The sequence below is a fragment of the Gordonia rhizosphera NBRC 16068 genome, assembly GCF_000298195.1.
Lineage (GTDB): Bacteria > Actinomycetota > Actinomycetes > Mycobacteriales > Mycobacteriaceae > Gordonia > Gordonia rhizosphera.
In genome coordinates, this window is the sequence record NZ_BAHC01000225.1 from 14,607 (window position 1) to 30,178 (window position 15,572).

General features: G+C 67.4%; 12 protein-coding genes. 4 read left to right on the forward strand and 8 right to left on the reverse strand.

Going from position 1 to position 15,572, the window contains the following annotated elements:
* Positions 1–4: 4 nt before the first annotated feature.
* From GORHZ_RS26815 to GORHZ_RS26835, 5 genes are all read right to left on the reverse strand, one after another.
* Positions 5–688, reverse strand: a complete 684-nt coding sequence (locus GORHZ_RS26815; RefSeq protein WP_006338762.1) for an MspA family porin — start codon at positions 686–688, stop codon at positions 5–7.
* Positions 689–1,311: 623 nt separating this feature from the next.
* Positions 1,312–1,905, reverse strand: coding sequence for a MogA/MoaB family molybdenum cofactor biosynthesis protein (locus GORHZ_RS26820; protein ID WP_006338763.1), 594 nt, complete (start codon positions 1,903–1,905; stop codon positions 1,312–1,314).
* Positions 1,906–1,945: 40 nt separating this feature from the next.
* Positions 1,946–3,382: a trypsin-like peptidase domain-containing protein gene (locus GORHZ_RS26825; protein WP_006338765.1), complete on the reverse strand. Its 1,437-nt coding sequence runs from the start codon at positions 3,380–3,382 to the stop codon at positions 1,946–1,948.
* A 171-nt stretch (positions 3,383–3,553) separates the two neighbouring features.
* Positions 3,554–4,960, reverse strand: a complete 1,407-nt coding sequence (locus GORHZ_RS26830) for a sensor histidine kinase (RefSeq protein ID WP_157205374.1) — start codon at positions 4,958–4,960, stop codon at positions 3,554–3,556.
* Between the two features lie 95 nt (positions 4,961–5,055).
* Positions 5,056–5,742: a response regulator transcription factor gene (locus GORHZ_RS26835; RefSeq protein WP_006338770.1), complete on the reverse strand. Its 687-nt coding sequence runs from the start codon at positions 5,740–5,742 to the stop codon at positions 5,056–5,058.
* A gap of 209 nt (positions 5,743–5,951) precedes the next feature.
* Here GORHZ_RS26835 and GORHZ_RS26840 point away from each other — a divergent pair, with 209 nt between their 5' ends.
* The 4 genes from GORHZ_RS26840 (at position 5,952) to GORHZ_RS26855 (ending at position 12,164) form a co-directional block, all read left to right on the forward strand.
* Positions 5,952–10,121 (forward strand): bifunctional nitrate reductase/sulfite reductase flavoprotein subunit alpha, encoded by a 4,170-nt coding sequence (locus tag GORHZ_RS26840; protein ID WP_006338772.1) that lies wholly within the window; start codon positions 5,952–5,954, stop codon positions 10,119–10,121.
* Between the two features lie 20 nt (positions 10,122–10,141).
* Entirely contained in the window at positions 10,142–10,588 is a 447-nt protein-coding gene (locus GORHZ_RS26845; RefSeq protein WP_006338774.1) for a hypothetical protein, read from the forward strand.
* Positions 10,589–10,625: 37 nt separating this feature from the next.
* A complete protein-coding gene (locus tag GORHZ_RS26850; protein ID WP_006338776.1) occupies positions 10,626–11,045 on the forward strand; it encodes a hypothetical protein in 420 nt (139 codons plus the stop codon).
* Between the two features lie 240 nt (positions 11,046–11,285).
* Positions 11,286–12,164, forward strand: a complete 879-nt coding sequence (locus GORHZ_RS26855) for an endonuclease domain-containing protein (RefSeq protein ID WP_006338778.1) — start codon at positions 11,286–11,288, stop codon at positions 12,162–12,164.
* Between the two features lie 59 nt (positions 12,165–12,223).
* Here GORHZ_RS26855 and GORHZ_RS26860 read toward each other — a convergent pair whose 3' ends face one another.
* Genes GORHZ_RS26860 through GORHZ_RS26870 form a run of 3 tightly spaced genes read right to left on the reverse strand, consistent with a single transcriptional unit; the run spans position 12,224 to position 15,407 of the window.
* On the reverse strand, positions 12,224–12,547 hold the full coding sequence (locus tag GORHZ_RS26860; protein WP_006338779.1) for a Rieske (2Fe-2S) protein: 324 nt from the start codon (positions 12,545–12,547) through the stop codon (positions 12,224–12,226).
* On the reverse strand, positions 12,544–15,060 hold the full coding sequence (gene nirB / locus GORHZ_RS26865) for a nitrite reductase large subunit NirB (RefSeq protein WP_006338781.1): 2,517 nt from the start codon (positions 15,058–15,060) through the stop codon (positions 12,544–12,546). Before nirB ends, GORHZ_RS26860 begins: the two co-directional genes overlap by 4 nt.
* A complete protein-coding gene (locus GORHZ_RS26870) occupies positions 15,060–15,407 on the reverse strand; it encodes a hypothetical protein (RefSeq protein WP_006338783.1) in 348 nt (115 codons plus the stop codon). Before GORHZ_RS26870 ends, nirB begins: the two co-directional genes overlap by 1 nt.
* Between the last annotated feature and the right edge of the window lie 165 nt (positions 15,408–15,572).

The window sequence follows — 15,572 nt, forward strand, 5'->3', positions numbered from 1 at the left end:
CCGATCAGCTCACAAAGAAGGGCTGGCCGTACAGGGTGGACTGGATGAGGGAACCCGTGCCGGTGACCACGTCGTGTTCGTCGTCGATTTCGTAGCCCGTGGCGGCGATCGTCTTGACGTAAGTCCGCGCGGACGCGTACCCGCCGCAGTTGGGGAAGGTGATCTCGTAGTTCGACAGCTGGATGGCGACAGTGCCGCCCTCCTTCAGGTCCTTGTCGGTGACCTTGACGATGGCGGCCTGACCCGGGGCGATCGGGATCGAGACTCCACCGTCGAGGCCGACGGTCGGGATCCAACTCGACGGATCAAGCGGTGATCCCCCGATCGAGATGCCACCGCTGCCACCGATGGTCAGGTCGTTGACATTGAGCTGGCAGCCGGCCACGACATAGACCTTCAGTTTGCCGCCCAAGCCCGCGCTGGTCTTGCTGCGGTACACACCGGAGAGCACCGCGGTCCGGCCGAGTCCACCGTTGTAGGCGACACGTGCGACGGAGTACTCCGACTCCTGGGTGCGCCAGGTCTGGACGGTCTCGCCGTTGATGCCGGAGGCCGACTTGTATCCGTTGGCCAGCGGAGCTGCCGCGGCGCCGCCCGCCCCCATGCTGGCCAGGCCCATCGCCGCAACCGCGGCGACAGCGCATGCACCGGCCGCACGGCGCAGCCCAAGCTTGCTGAACTTGCTCATTCGTTCCCTCTCACAGGATTCGGTTTTTCCTCCCGCGGAGCACCACCACGTGCTCCGCGAGTCGACCCTCATGGGTGCGGACCCCCGCCCCGCATCCGATGCCTCGGCGTCGGTTTGTCGGAAGTTGCCTTCCGCACACCCCTGGTCACTGCTGCGATGTCATCGCGACAGATCGCAAGACTCCGCGTCGGTCCTCTTTGGAGAGCACCGAGGTTTCGTCCGTGCGAACGTTATCGGAGCGATATCGAGACGAGCAACAGATGCAATCATCCGTGTCGCTCAACCGCTACTCAGCATCCTAAATCCACCATTTGCGATCTGGGAACCACCAATTGTTAACGGGAGGCAAACACGCTGCTTCCGCCATGTCAGAGGGCGGGAATCTACTCGTAGTGCGGGGGCCTGTTCCGTTCATACCAGTCGGCCGCGACTCCGCTGTGACCTTCCTCACATTCGTCAGATGTAATGTTCGGAAGATCGACACCGAATACTTCGTCGACACGCCTCTTTCTCTGCCAGTCCTTCGGACGGGTCGGGCGTTCGGACGATTCACTGGTCAGACGGCTATCTGACGACTGATCGGGCGTGTTAGCCATGGTGCAGATGTGGCGGGAGTCGTGTGTTCAGAACTCGCTGATCGCCTCGATGACATGCTTGGCGAGCGGGGCGACGGTGGCCATCCCGTCGCGGACCGCGGCCCGCGAATCCGCGATGTTCACCACGAGCGTCTGACCCGAGATCCCGGCGAGCCCTCGTGACAGCCCGCCGTCGGTGGCGCCGGCGGCCAGCCCCGAACTGCGCACGGCTTCCTCGATCCCGCGCAGCCGGCGGTCGAGCAGCGGTTCGGTCGCCTCCGGTGCCACGTCGCGGGCGCCCACGCCGACACCGCCGACGGAGATGACGAGATCCACGCCGCCGATCACCGCGGTGTTGAGGGCGTTGCGGATCTCCACCTCATCACCGGAGACGGCGACGGTGGCGTCGACATGGAAGCCCGCCTCCTCCAGCAGTTCACTCACGAGTGGCCCGAGCAGGCTCGGCGCCTCGCCGTGCGCGGCCCGATCATCGACGACCACGACGAGCGCCCGGCCGATCTCCTCTCCACTCGGTGACCGGCGGACATCGTCGTCGCTGTGGCGTGCGACGAACTCGCGCGCCGCCGCATCGGCGGCCACGACGTCGTCGGGATCGATGGCGGTGGTACCGGGATCGCTCATGCTCAGCCTTTCTGGTCCTACGTGGAGATCATGCTCGTAACTATCCGACGTGCAAAGTGTCCAGGGTGACCTGGGTGGTCTTCTCCTGGCCATTGATGACATAGGTGATGGTGACGGTGTCACCGGGCGCGTGGGAACGGATCGCGGCCACCAGGGCGTCGCCGCTCGCGATGTTGCGGTCGTCGACCTTGGTGACGACCGCACCCTTGGGGATGCCGGCCTTGTCGGCGGGGCCACCGGCAGTGACGTCGGAGATGAACGCGCCCGGCTCGTCGGTGGTGGTGTTGGAGCGGACCGAGACACCGAGACCCGCCTGTGTCGCCTTCCCGGTGTCACGCAGCTCGTTGGCGACCCGGATGGCCTGATCGATCGGGATCGCAAAGCCCAGCCCGATGCTGCCGGTCGTCTGCTCCGCGGACGAGCCGAGGGTCGCGATCGCGGTGTTGATCCCGATCAGCGCACCCCGCGCATTGACCAGCGCGCCACCCGAGTTGCCCGGGTTGATGGCGGCATCGGTCTGGATCGCGTCGATCACCGAGGTGGTGCCCGACTCCCGAGACGTCGATACGGGACGATTCAACGCGCTGATGATGCCGGTCGTCACCGTCCCCTCGAGGCCGAGCGGCGCACCGATCGCGATGACCTCCTGACCGACGGCCAGATTGTTGGACGTACCGACATTGATCGGTTTGAGTCCGGCCTTGTCGACCTTGATGACGGCGATGTCGGAGATCGGGTCGGCGCCCAGCACCCGGGCCGACGCGCGCGTGCCGTCGGAGAAACTGACGGTCACCTGACTCGACGACGCCGACACCGAGCCGCCCTCGGAGACGACGTGGTTGTTGGTCATGATGACGCCGTCCTCGGACAGGATCACCCCGGAGCCACCGCCTTCGGTGTTGCCCGCACGCACCAGGATCGACACCACCGAGGGCAGCACGTTGGCCGCGACCTCCTGGATCGACCCGGCCGGCGCGGCCACCTCGCCGGTGGTTCCGCTGTTCGGGTCACCGCCGAGCGGGCCGCTGTGCGAGGTCGATGAGGTGCCGTCGGAGACGTTGGCCCCTATGACCCCGCCGACGCCGCCGGCGACGAGCGCGAGGGCCACCGCACCGACCGCCAGCGCGGCCTTCGCGCCACCGCCGGACTTCTTCCTGGGTGCGCCGGGCTCCATCGGACCGTAGGGCGCGGGTCCGGGAGTCGTCGGCATGCCCGGGCTGCCCGGACCGTAGACGGGTTGGGTCGGGAACGATCCCGACGGCGGTGCGCCGTAGGGATCGGCGTAGGGATCAGGGAAACGCTGGGTCGGTGTCGCATGGTGGCCGTAGGTGCCGGTGTCGTGGCCGAACTGGCCGCCCGGCACCGGGGATCCGGGTACCGGCGCCGCCGGGCTCGGTCCGGGCGCACCGTAGGGACCCTGTCCAGCGGAATCACTTCCGCCGCCGAACGGATCGCCGTGCGAACCGCCACTCGTCATGTCTCGTCCTTAGCTCTCAACCACCGCGTGTCCGGCGAATCTCCCGAATCGCCGACCGGCCCAGCCGTGGCGCCGATCCGGTCTTCAACCCTAGGCGATCCCATCCCCCGAGCGACGACCGAAATGCCCAGTTGTGGCGCGGTGCTCGTTTCGCTCAGTGATCGTTCACCCTTATTGACGAACGACCTGCGGAGAAGGTTCCTCGGCGTAGGGCCTGCCGGGCAACGTGATCGTGATCAGTGCGCCCCCGAGGTCGGACTGCTCGGCGCGCACCGTGCCGCCGTGGCGTGTGACGACCTGACGCACGATGGCGAGCCCGAGCCCCGAACCCGGCATCGACCGCGACTGAGTGGCCCGGTAGAAGCGTTCGAATACCAGCTCGCGATCCTCCTCGGGGATGCCGGGACCGGCGTCGGCGATGCTGAGTTCGGCTGTGGAAGCATCGATTTGGCGCAGCGACACCCGCACGGGACGGCCCCGCGGACTCCACTTGGCGGCGTTGTCGAGGACGTTGAGCACCGCGCGGTCGAGTCCGTGCTCCTCGCCGAAGACGAACCACGGCGTGAGATCGGTCTGAAAGTCGACGTCGCTGCGCCGGCGCCGCACCCGTTCGAGCGAGCGGGTGATGACCTCGTGCAGATCGACTTCCTCGTGCACCACCTCGGGTGCGTCCTCGCGGGCGAGGTCGACCAGATCACCGACGAGCGTGGACAGTTCCTCGATCTGGGCCATCACGTCGGAGCGCAGTTCGACCATGTCCTCGACGGGCACCGTCGGGGCGCCCGGTGCGCTGGCGGCGATCAACAGTTCGAGATTGGTGCGCAGCGACGTCAGCGGTGTGCGCAGTTCGTGACCCGCATCGGCCACCAGACGCGCCTGTTGGGACCGCGACTCGGCGAGCGCGCCGAGCATCGTGTTGAAGCTCTCGGAGAGGCGGGCGAGTTCGTCGTTTCCGGTCACCGGGATCGGGGTGAGATCCTGCGTCCGCGCGACGCGCTCGGCAGCGCGGGTCAGCCGGGCCACCGGCCGCAGCCCGGCCCGGGCGACGGTGGTGCCGGCCAACGCGGCGAGCGCGACACCGCCACCACCGACCACCAGCAGCACCCACGCCAGCTGTCTCAGCACCCGGTCGGTGTGCAGCAGGCTCTGCGCGAGGACCAGCGTGTTGCCGTCGTCGAGTTTGCGGGCCAGCACCCGCTGGTTGTTCACCGTGCGCAGGCTCTGGTTGTTGGCGCCGGGCGCGTTGATCGACTCCGCGATCGCGCGTTCGGTGTCGTCGAACGGCACACTGCCGAGCAGATAGGTCTGCCCATCCGGCCGGACCAGCGCGATCGAGATGTTGGTGGAGAAGACGGTGCCCGTGACCAGCGACTCGGGACGCTCGTTGAGCAGCCCGGTCTTGGCGAGCGCGGTCATTCCGTCGGCGCGCGACTCCAGTTGCGAGTCGACCTCGTTGTACATCGCGCGGTAGACGACGAAGAAGGCGGCGGCGGCCATCAGGCTGACGCAGACCAGAACGACCGCGGCCGACAGGAGCGCCACACGCGTCTGCAGCGATACCCGTCGGGTCAGCGGCATCGGCGCACGGATCTGGTCCCCGGCATCGGGACGGGGCCGGAGTAAAGGGTCGCTCGGGGCTGCGGGCCCGGTGTAGAGCTTGTGGGTGGCGACCACTAGGGAGGCGTCTCCCTCAGCACATAGCCGACGCCGCGCACGGTGTGGATCAGCCGGGGCTCGCCGTCGGCCTCGGTCTTGCGCCGCAGGTAGCCGACGTAGACCTCGAGGGCGTTGCCCGAGGTCGGGAAGTCATAGCCCCACACCTCCTCGAGGATGCGGCTGCGCGACAGGACCCGGCGCGGGTTGGCCATCAGCATCTCCAACAGCGCGAACTCGGTGCGGGTGAGGCTGATGGCACGCTCCCCCCGCGTGACGTCGCGGGTCACCGGATCGAGGGTGAGATCGGCGAAGGTCAGGGCCTCGGACTCGGCGTCGTCCTCGGGAGTGGCGCGGCGCAACAGGGCCCGCAGGCGGGCCAGGAGTTCCTCGAGAGCGAACGGTTTGGGCAGGTAGTCGTCGGCACCCGCGTCGAGCCCCGACACCCGCTCGGACACCGTGTCACGTGCGGTGAGCACCAGGATGGGCAGGTCATCGCCCGCCGACCGCAGCCGCCGGCACACCTCCAGGCCGTCGAGGCGTGGCATCATGACGTCGAGGATCGCGAGGTCGGGACGGTCGGCGACGACCTTCTCCAATGCCTCGAGACCATCGGCGGCCGTGTCCACGGTGTAGCCGTTGAACGACAACGACCGACGCAGCGACTCACGTACCGCCCGATCATCGTCGACCACCAGGATGCGCATACCTACAGTCTTATCGTGAACTGCTGAGATGTGTCTGAGGAGTCCGCCCGTGTCTCCGCTCGGCGGCCTGACGAGGGGCAGGAACGGTCTGAGGAGCAAGCGCGACGAAGGCGGCCTCACCCCACCGAAACCCCGGTGTGAGATCACGTTGACAGTCGCGTAACGCCACCCACGGATCCCCGAAACACGCACGCCGGACGCTGGATGACGTGAAGGTTACCGACACCGTGCATTCGTTGTGCGCCTACTGCGGGGTGGGCTGTGGCATGGAGCTGGCCGTCGGCGAGAACGGCCGGGTCGCCAAGACCGTCGGCCGCAAGGACCATCCCACCAACTTCGGTCGGCTGTGCACCAAGGGCTCCACCACCGCCGACATGCTCGCCGGCGGCGGCCGGATGACCGCTCCCCTCGTGCGCGCCGAACGCGGCGCCCCCGCGCAACCCGCCGACATGGGCGCGGTGATCACCGATACCGCCCGACGGTTGCGGGCGATCATCGACGAGCACGGCCCGGACGCCGTCGCGCTCTACGTCTCCGGTCAGATGTCGATGGAGGCTCAGTACCTGTCGAACAAACTGGCCAAGGGCTTCATCGGCACCAACCAGATCGAATCGAACTCACGGCTGTGCATGGCCAGCGCCGGCACCGGATACAAGCAGTCCCTCGGCGCCGACGGCCCGCCCGGCTCCTACCAGGACTTCGATCATGCCGACGTCTTCTTCGTCATCGGCTCCAACATCGCCGACTGCCACCCCATCTTGCATCTGCGGATGCTGGACCGGATCAAGGCGGGTGCGAAGCTGATCGTGGTCGATCCACGACGCACCGCCACCGCCGACAAGGCCGATCTGTTCCTGCAGATCAAGCCCGGCACCGACCTCGCGTTGCTCAACGGGCTGCTGCATCTGCTGATCAGCGGCGGGCACACCGACGAGGACTTCGTCGCCGCCTACACCGACGGCTTCGAGCAGATGGGAGAGTTCGCGGCGCAGTATCCGCCCGAGCTGGTCAGCGAGATCACCGGTATCCCCGCCGACGACATCGTCCGCGCCGCCGAGATGATCGGTACCGCCGACAACTGGATGAGCTGCTGGACGATGGGCCTCAACCAGTCGACCCACGGCACCTGGAACACCAACGCGCTGGTCAACCTGCATCTGGCCACGGGCGCGATCTGCCGCCTGGGCAGCGGTCCGTTCTCCCTGACCGGCCAGCCCAACGCCATGGGCGGGCGCGAGATGGGTTACATGGGACCCGGTCTGCCGGGCCAGCGGGCGGTGCTGTCAGCCGAGGACCGCGCCTTCGTCGAGGACAAGTGGGGCATCGAGCCGGGCACCCTGCACACCGACGCAGGAGGCGGCACCATCGACATGTACCGTCGGATGGCCGACGGCGAGATCAAGGCCTGCTGGATCATCTGCACCAACCCCGTTGCGTCGGTGGCGAACCGGTCCACGGTGATCGCCGGCCTGGAGCGCGCCGAACTGGTCATCACCCAGGATGCGTTCGCCGACACCGAGACCAACTCCTACGCCGACGTCGCGCTGCCCGCCGCCCTGTGGGCCGAATCCACCGGCACCATGGTCAATTCCGAGCGCAACGTCACCCTGTTCGAGCCGGCGATGCCCGCACCCGGTGCGGCCCTGCCGGACTGGGAGATCATCGCGCGGATCGCCTGCGAGATGGGGTATGCGGAGGCCTTCACCTACCGCGACGCCGAGGAGATCTTCGACGAGATCCGCGGGTTCGCGAACCCGAAAACCGGCTACGACCTACGCGGCATGAGCTACGAGGGTCTGCGCCGCACCCCCATGCAGTGGCCGTGCCCGCCCGCCGACCTGGCCACACCGGATGCGACGGGCCGCAACCCGATCCGCTACCTCAACGACGGCATCAGCCAGACACTGCACCGCGCCGAGGACGGCACCGTCCCGGCACTGGCGTTCGCGACGCCGACGCGGCGCGCCCAGTTCTTCGCCCGCCCGCACGTCGATCCTGCCGAGATGCCCGACGACGACCACCCGATCGTGCTCAACACCGGCCGACTGCCGCACCAATGGCACACCATGACCAAGACCGGTCGGGTCGCCAAGCTCAACAAGCTCAACTCCGGACCGTTCGTCGAGGTCCATCCCGACGACGCGCGCCGCCTCGGCATCGCGAAGGGCGACCGGGTCGAGGTGGCCTCGCGCCGCGGTCGGGCGGTCCTGCCCGCCGCCGTCTCCGACCGGGTCCGCCCCGGCAACTGCTTCGTCCCCTTCCACTGGAACGACATGTTCGGCGAACACCTCGCGATCAACGCGGTCACCTCCGATGCCATCGACCCCCTGTCGGCGCAGCCCGAGTTCAAGGTGTGCGCGGTCTCCCTCACCCGGGTCTCATCGCCGACGGCACCCGCTTCTTCGCCGACAGCAACCGGTTTCCCGCCGACAGCACCCGAAGGACGGCATGTGATCGACGCCCTGGCCGACACCCTCGGGGTGAGCGCCGTCGCGACCCCGGAACCCACCGAGCACGAAAGGCTCTACCTCGCCGGCATCATTGCGGGCCTGCGGGCCGACCCGCCCGCAGGCGCGATTCCGGTTCTCCCGCCCGATGCACCGGTGGGAGCCGATCTACGGTTCTATGTGGACGGAATTCTCGCCGGCATGTTCTCGCGCCACGCCGAACCCGCGGCCGCAGATCTCGCGGCGGCCGACAGCCCACCCATCCCTTCGGTGACCGTGCTGTGGGCGTCGCAGATGGGTAATGCCGAGGACTATGCGGCCACCTGCGCCGAACGCGTGACCGGGACGGGAGCCTCGGTGAACGCCACCGCGATGGACGACGTCGACGTAGCGGCGCTCGCGTCGGCCGGGACCGCATTGTTCGTCACGTCGACCACCGGCGACGGCGAACCACCGGACAACGGCAGCGCGTTCTGGGATGCGCTCACCGCCGACGACGCTCCCGACCTTTCCGGGCTGCGCTATGCGGTCCTGGCCTTCGGGGACTCCAACTACGACGACTTCTGTGGTCACGGCCGCAAGCTCGACGCCCGGCTCGGTGAACTGGGTGCCGAGCGCATTCTCGATCGGGTGGACTGCGAACCCGATTTCGACGAGGCCGCCGGAGGATGGCTGGACCAGGTGATCGAGCGCATCGCGATCCGCGAGGAACCCGTCGCCGTCGCGGCCGGGGGTGTGCGGTCCCGCGCGTCGGTGGTGGTCTCCGAGCCCGGCCCGGCGACACCCGGCTCGCACCGCCACTCGCCCTCGTCGGGCTACTCACGCAAGAACCCGTTCGTGACCTCGCTGATCCGCAACATCCGCCTCAACGGCAACGGCTCCGCCAAGGACGTACGCAACTTCGGCTTCCATCTACCGCAGGGCACGCTGAGCTACTCGACCGGTGATGCGCTCGGTGTCTGGCCACGCAACAACCCGGCGCTGATCGACGAGTGGTTGTCGGCGACGCGACTCGACGGCGACGCCGTCGTCGAACTGCCCGACGCCGGCTCGATGACATTGCGCCGTGCGCTCACCGAGCGTCTCGAGATGGCACGCCTCACCCCGGATCTCGTGCGGTTCGTCGCCGAGCGTTCCGGCGACGAGGACCTGCGGACTCTGGCGACGCCCGGCAACAAAGACGATCTCAACGGGTGGGCATGGGGGCGGCAGTCGGTGGACCTACTCAACGCCTATCCGGTCACCGCGAGCGCCGATGAATGGCTGTCGGTGATGAAACCCATTGCACCTCGGTCATATTCGATCTCCTCGAGTCCGCTGCAGTCACCCGACGAGGTGCAGTTGACCGTTTCGACGGTGCGCTATAACGTCCACGGCACCCCACGCAGTGGCGTGTGCTCGACCTTCCTGGCCGACCACGCCGACGGCGAGGACATCGGGATCTTCGTCTCTCCGACAACCCACTTCAGGCCACCCGCCGACCCGGACGCCCCGATGATCATGATCGGTCCCGGCACCGGCATCGCCCCGTTCCGCGCGTTCCTCCACGAGCGTCAGGCTCTCGGTCACACCGGCCGCAACTGGTTGTTCTTCGGAGAACAACACTCCGCCACCGACTTCTACTACCGCGAAGAGCTGACCTCGATGCTGGGCGACGGCCTGTTGACCCGCCTCGACGTCGCCTTCTCCCGCGACCAGGACCGCAAGGTCTACGTCCAGGACCGGATGCGCGAACACGGGGCCGAGTTGTACGACTGGCTCCACGAAGGGGCCCACATCTACGTCTGCGGTGACGCATCCCGCATGGCCAAGGACGTGGATGCGGCGTTACACGGTATAGTCGCGCAGCACGGAAAGCGCGCCCCCAAGAGCGCGGAGCAATACGTCAAGGCGCTCGCCGCGGACCGTCGGTATGTGAAGGACGTGTACTGACACCCGACGAAAGAGCCCCGATGACGACAACCCGCCGCACTGTCGCGGTTGTGGCACTACTCCTCACGGCCGTGCTGTCGGGATGCGACTCGACGTCCGACGACGCTGCTCCGACGTCGAGTGCCACGCAGGCGGCACCGTCGGTGTCCGCGGCACCCGGCACCGAAGCGGACGCGACGATGCAGATCGCCTGTTCGGTGACCGGAGGGGAGCCGACCTCGAGCTGCACGGCGCGGGTGACCCGCAACTGGGGCGACGACGGCACCACTCTCGTGGAGGTCAGCAAACCGGACGGGTACAGACGCGCGCTCTTCTTCCGCGGTACCACTCCGTACGGCGCCGACAGCGCCGAGTCCGACGGGTCGGCCGGTTTCGACTTCACCGTTACCCGGGATGGCGATGCCAGCGTGATCGTATTCGGCCCCGAGCGCTACATCGTGCCGGACGCCTTCGTCCTGGGTAACTGACCGCCGACTCGGCGCGCTGACATCTGAGGCACCAAGGATGACCAGGCGTTTCGCCCAGCTGCTGGCCACGGCAGCCACGTTCGCGACGGCCGTGGCCGGCTGCAGCGCGACCTCGAGTGAGGTCGCCACGAGCTCGACGTCGGCGACCTCGGCTGCGACGAGTACGGCAGCCGAGCCGACGATCCCGGTGATGCTGGCGCCCTTCGGACCCGGTTACCCGAACGAAGACTCCGGGTGTCGCCGACTCGGCGAGAGCCCTCAGACGTCACAATGGCTTGACGACAGTGCGATCCTCGTCGGCTGCACCACCGATGCCGCGGCACGAGCCCTGCACGGCACGATCGTCGCCGTGGTGGGCGGGATCACGATCGTCTCGATCCCGATGGGCGACGCCAACGCCGACATGCGCCCCGAGGCTTCTTCCACTACCCCGCAGCACAGACCACCTCCCCCGTGATTCGTCGTCCCCGACGCACTATCCGCTGACCGCGTCTGACCCGCGCTGCCCCCGGCAGCTCTGTCCCAGATGGCACCTCAGCGATCCTCCGGGCCGAATTGAGGTTCCGCGGGCCGCTCAGGTGTCATCCGGGACAGAGGTTGCCGGGCAAGAATTCACATTCTCTCCAGTTTCCACAGATCTTCCCCGGAATCGGCCGCTCGGCGCGAGTGCGCTGCGATCGATGACACGCTGCAGACCATGGAAGATCTCGACTACCCAGGTGTCCTGGCGGCCGGTTTCGGCGTCGCTTCGTGGAAACAGCTGAGAACAGCAGGCATGACCCGGACCGAACTCCGGGCGGCACTGAAGAACAGCACTCTTCGAGGTGTCCGGCGAGGGTGGTATGCCACACCATGGGCCGACGCGAATGTCGTCTCGGCAGTCGCGGCCGGTGGGGTGCTCAGCTGCCTGTCCGCGCTCCGGCTCCAGAAGGTCTGGGTACCCGGCACATCAGAAACCGTTCATGCCCGCGCGCGTGCCTCCGCACATCGCACGCCCGGCGCGCAATTCTGCCAACAGTACGGGCGACCGGAATCGGAGTTGTCGTCCGTCGACGAACTCACCGTCGCAGTGCGGCACGCGCTGAAGTGCCTGGACGACGAGGGCATCGTTGTCGTCTGTGATTCCATCCTCAACAAGGACCTGCTCGAACTCTCGGACCTGAAGACGGTCTTCCGGTCAGCACCCGCCCGCATCCGCCGCCTACTGGATCGTTGTGACGGCGCGGCACAGTCCGGCACCGAATCGATGACGCGGCTCCATTTGCGGTCCCGCGGTATCGGCGTACGAACGCAGGTCGACATCGCCGGCGTGGGGTTCGTCGACATGGTGGTGGGCGCCCGATTGATCATCGAGGTCGACGGCTATGAACACCGCAGCAGCAAAGAACAATTCGAGAAGGACCGCGAACGGGACCGAAAGGCTGTCGGACTCGGGTACATCGTCATCAGGCTGACCTACCACCAGGTGGTCCACGAATGGCCGGCCGCCGAGGAATCGATCATGGATATCGTCCGTCGAGGTGAGCACCTCAAGCCTCCGGTCCCCACGACCGAACTTGTCTCAGATGACACCTGAGCGCGCCGCCATGCCATAACCGTCGACGGCCCGCCGCTGAGGTGTCAGCTGGGACAGCCTCACACCCAGAGCACGATCTCCCCGTCACGATCCTCAACCCGGTGCACCGCGACCGAGCCGATCCCGTCGGAGGCGCACCCGCCGTCGGAGAAGCGGAATGCGTACTGGTGCAAGGGGCAGACGATCTGGGCGAGGTCGAATTGGCCATCGGCGAGCGGACCACCCCGGTGCGGACACACCGCGTCGGTGGCGCGCAACGTGCCGTCGGTCATCCGGAACACCGCGATCTGGTGGCCGTCGACCGCGTACGCGCGGCCCTCGCCGGGAACGAGGTCGTCGACCGGACCCACCGGGATCCCCGTGCCGTGCGAGAGGGCGGTCATCGGACCGGCACCTGAGGCAGGGGCAGCAGCGGCAGCGCAGAGGTGAACTGGGCGGGCGACTTCGGTTCTTCGCGGTCCAGCCACGGGTCGACATAGCCGGCAACCGCCTCGTCGATGCGCTCCTGCAGGCCCGCGGCCAGTCCGTCGCGGTCATCGACCAGGATCGCCCGCAGCTCTTCGATCCCGACGCGCGGCACCCAGGCGTAGGTGCGTTCCAGCCACTTCGCCTGTTCGCGGTAGTACTGGATGAAGATGCCGCACAACCGGATCACCTCGTCGGGGGAATCGACGGTCACCAGCAGATCGCCCTTGCGGATGTGCGCTCCGGCGGCGCCGCCGACGTAGATCTCCCAGCGGCCATCGCCCACGGCAACCACCCCGAAGTCCTTGCACAGCGACTCGGCACAGTTACGCGGACATCCGGTGACCGCGAGCTTCAGCTTGGCGGGCGACTCCAGACCCTGATACCGGGTCTCGATGGCGATCCCCAGTGCCGTCGAATCCCCGAGACCGAACCGGCAATAGTCGGTTCCCACACAGGTTTTCACCGTCCGGAACGACTTACCGTAGGCGTAGCCCGACGGCATGCCCAGATCCTGCCAGACCTTGGGCAGGTCCTCCTTCTTCACACCGAGCAGGTCGATGCGCTGCCCGCCGGTCGCCTTGATCATCGGGATGTCGTATTTCTCCGCGACATCGGCGATGCGGCGCAGCTGCTGCGGCGACGTCACCCCGCCCCGCATCTGCGGGACCACCGAGAACGTGCCGTCGCGCTGGATGTTCGCATGCACCCGGTCGTTGATGAACAACGCGCCGGGTTCCCGCTTCCAGTCCGGACCCCAGATCACCCGCAGCAGCGACGCCAACGGCATCTTCGCGGCGGCGTCCTCGCCGGCGGGGGCCAAGGCGGCGAACACCTCGCTGACCGATCGCAGGTCCTGTCGGCGGATGGCGTCGATCAGCTCCGGCTTCGTCAGCGGGATGGCCGGGACGTACCAGTCGGCCGACTTGTCCACCGTCAGCGCGTCACCGGCGGCATACTCGACGATGTCGGCGACGAGCCCCTTGCACGAGCCGCAGCCCTTCCCCGCACGGGTGGCCGCGCACACCTCGGCGACGCTCGTGCAGCCGCCTGCGACACAGGCCACGATGTCGCCCTTGGTGACCCCGTTGCAGTTGCAGACCTGCACGTCGTCGGCAAGTTCGGCGGCACCCGTCGCCGCGGTCGGCGTGCCCATGTCGAACAGCATCGAGATCCGCTCGTCGGGCAGCGGCACCTTCTCGTCGAAGGCCTGGGTGAGGAAGTTCGCCTTGGAGATGTCGCCGAGCAGCATCGCGCCGATCAGCTTGTTGTCGCGCACGACGACGGATTTGTAGATGCCGCTGCGGGGTTCGTAGAACTGGACGAACTCGTCGTCCTCGCGTTCAGGTCCCTTGACCCCCATCGCCGCCACGTCGACTCCGGCCACCTTCAGCTTGGTGGTCAACCGCGAACCATGATATGCAGCATCGGGTTTCGCACCGGTCAGCACGTCGGCGAGAACCACGGCCTGCTCCCACAACGGCGCCACGAGACCGTAGACCTCGCTGCGGTGCTGGGCGCACTCCCCCACCGCGAAGATCGAACCTTCGTCCTCGCAACGCATCTGGTCGTCGACGACGATGCCGCGCTCGACGACGAGCCCCGCCCCGCGGGCCAGCCCCACGTTGGGCCGGATACCGGCGGTCACCACGATCATGTCGGCGGGCAGCGACTCGCCGTCGGCGAATCCGACTCCGGCGACGCGGCCTTCGTCGTTACGCAGCACCGCGGTGGTCCGCTTGCCGGTGTGCACCCCGACACCGAGCGCCTCGATCTTGTTGCGCAGCACCCGCCCACCACGCTCGTCGAGCTGCTGGTTCATCAGGTGACCCGGCGAATGGACCACGTCGACGTCCACACCCTGGATCTTCAGGCCGTAGGCCGCCTCGAGTCCGAGCAGACCGCCACCGATGACCACCGCCCGCACGTCGTCGCTCGAGGTGGCCATCTGCAGCATGCCGTTGGTGTCCTCGATGGTGCGGAACCCGAAAACCCCTCGCGCGAGGCGACCGTCCGGTTCGCGCAGGCCGTCCATGTTGGGAAAGAACGTGTTCGACCCGGTCGCGATGATGAGGATGTCGAAATCGATCACGCGGCCGCTGGCACACGTGACCGTCTTGGCGAAACGGTCGATGGACTCCGCGCTGTCGCCCGAGTAGAGAGTGACGCCGTTCTCGCGGTACCACGCCATCGGATTGAGCATCAGGTCGTCGTCGTCGAGACCGGTCTCGCCGGACAGCACGTGGCTGAGCATGATCCGGTTGTAGTTGCCGTACGGTTCGTCCCCGATCATCGTGGTGTCGAACAGCTCACCGCCGCCGCGGGCGAGAATCTCCTCGACGGTGCGCGCCCCGGCCATGCCGTTGCCGACGACGACGAGCTTCCGCTTTCCCGCCACCGCATCGTGACCGGGCGTCACGTTGACGGGCATCAGAAGACGACCATCCCGAAGTCGATCACGACCTCGCCGGAGGTCCCCTCCGGCGCGGCGAGCACCAGCTCGAGCGTGGTGTCGGGATCGACGTCCTCGACGACACGCAGCGGCACGTTCACCGACGATTTCGCACCCATCGGGAAGATGCGCATCGGTTTGCCATCCCGCATCAGGGTCACGTAGATCAGCTCGTCGGAGCTGTTGCCGCCGCGAAAGTACAGCGGTTGGGCGGTGAGCCCCGACGGCACCACGTAGGCCAGCGACGGGTCGATCGGCGCCGGCTTGGTCAGGCCCGTGCCTGTGAACGAGTAGACGCCTTGCAGGAAGCGCGGAGTGCTGGACATATCAGCCACTATCCCGAGCGCGCGTGAATCACCTCTTGCCTCGGTGTTACATCGCGATTGTCAGGATCTCACCATGCGTGGGGTCGGGCGTGATCTTGATACGCCCTCCGCCGGCGCTCCGGCCTACTCGATCAGCAGCAGGGGCACCCGCCCGACCGCCGAACT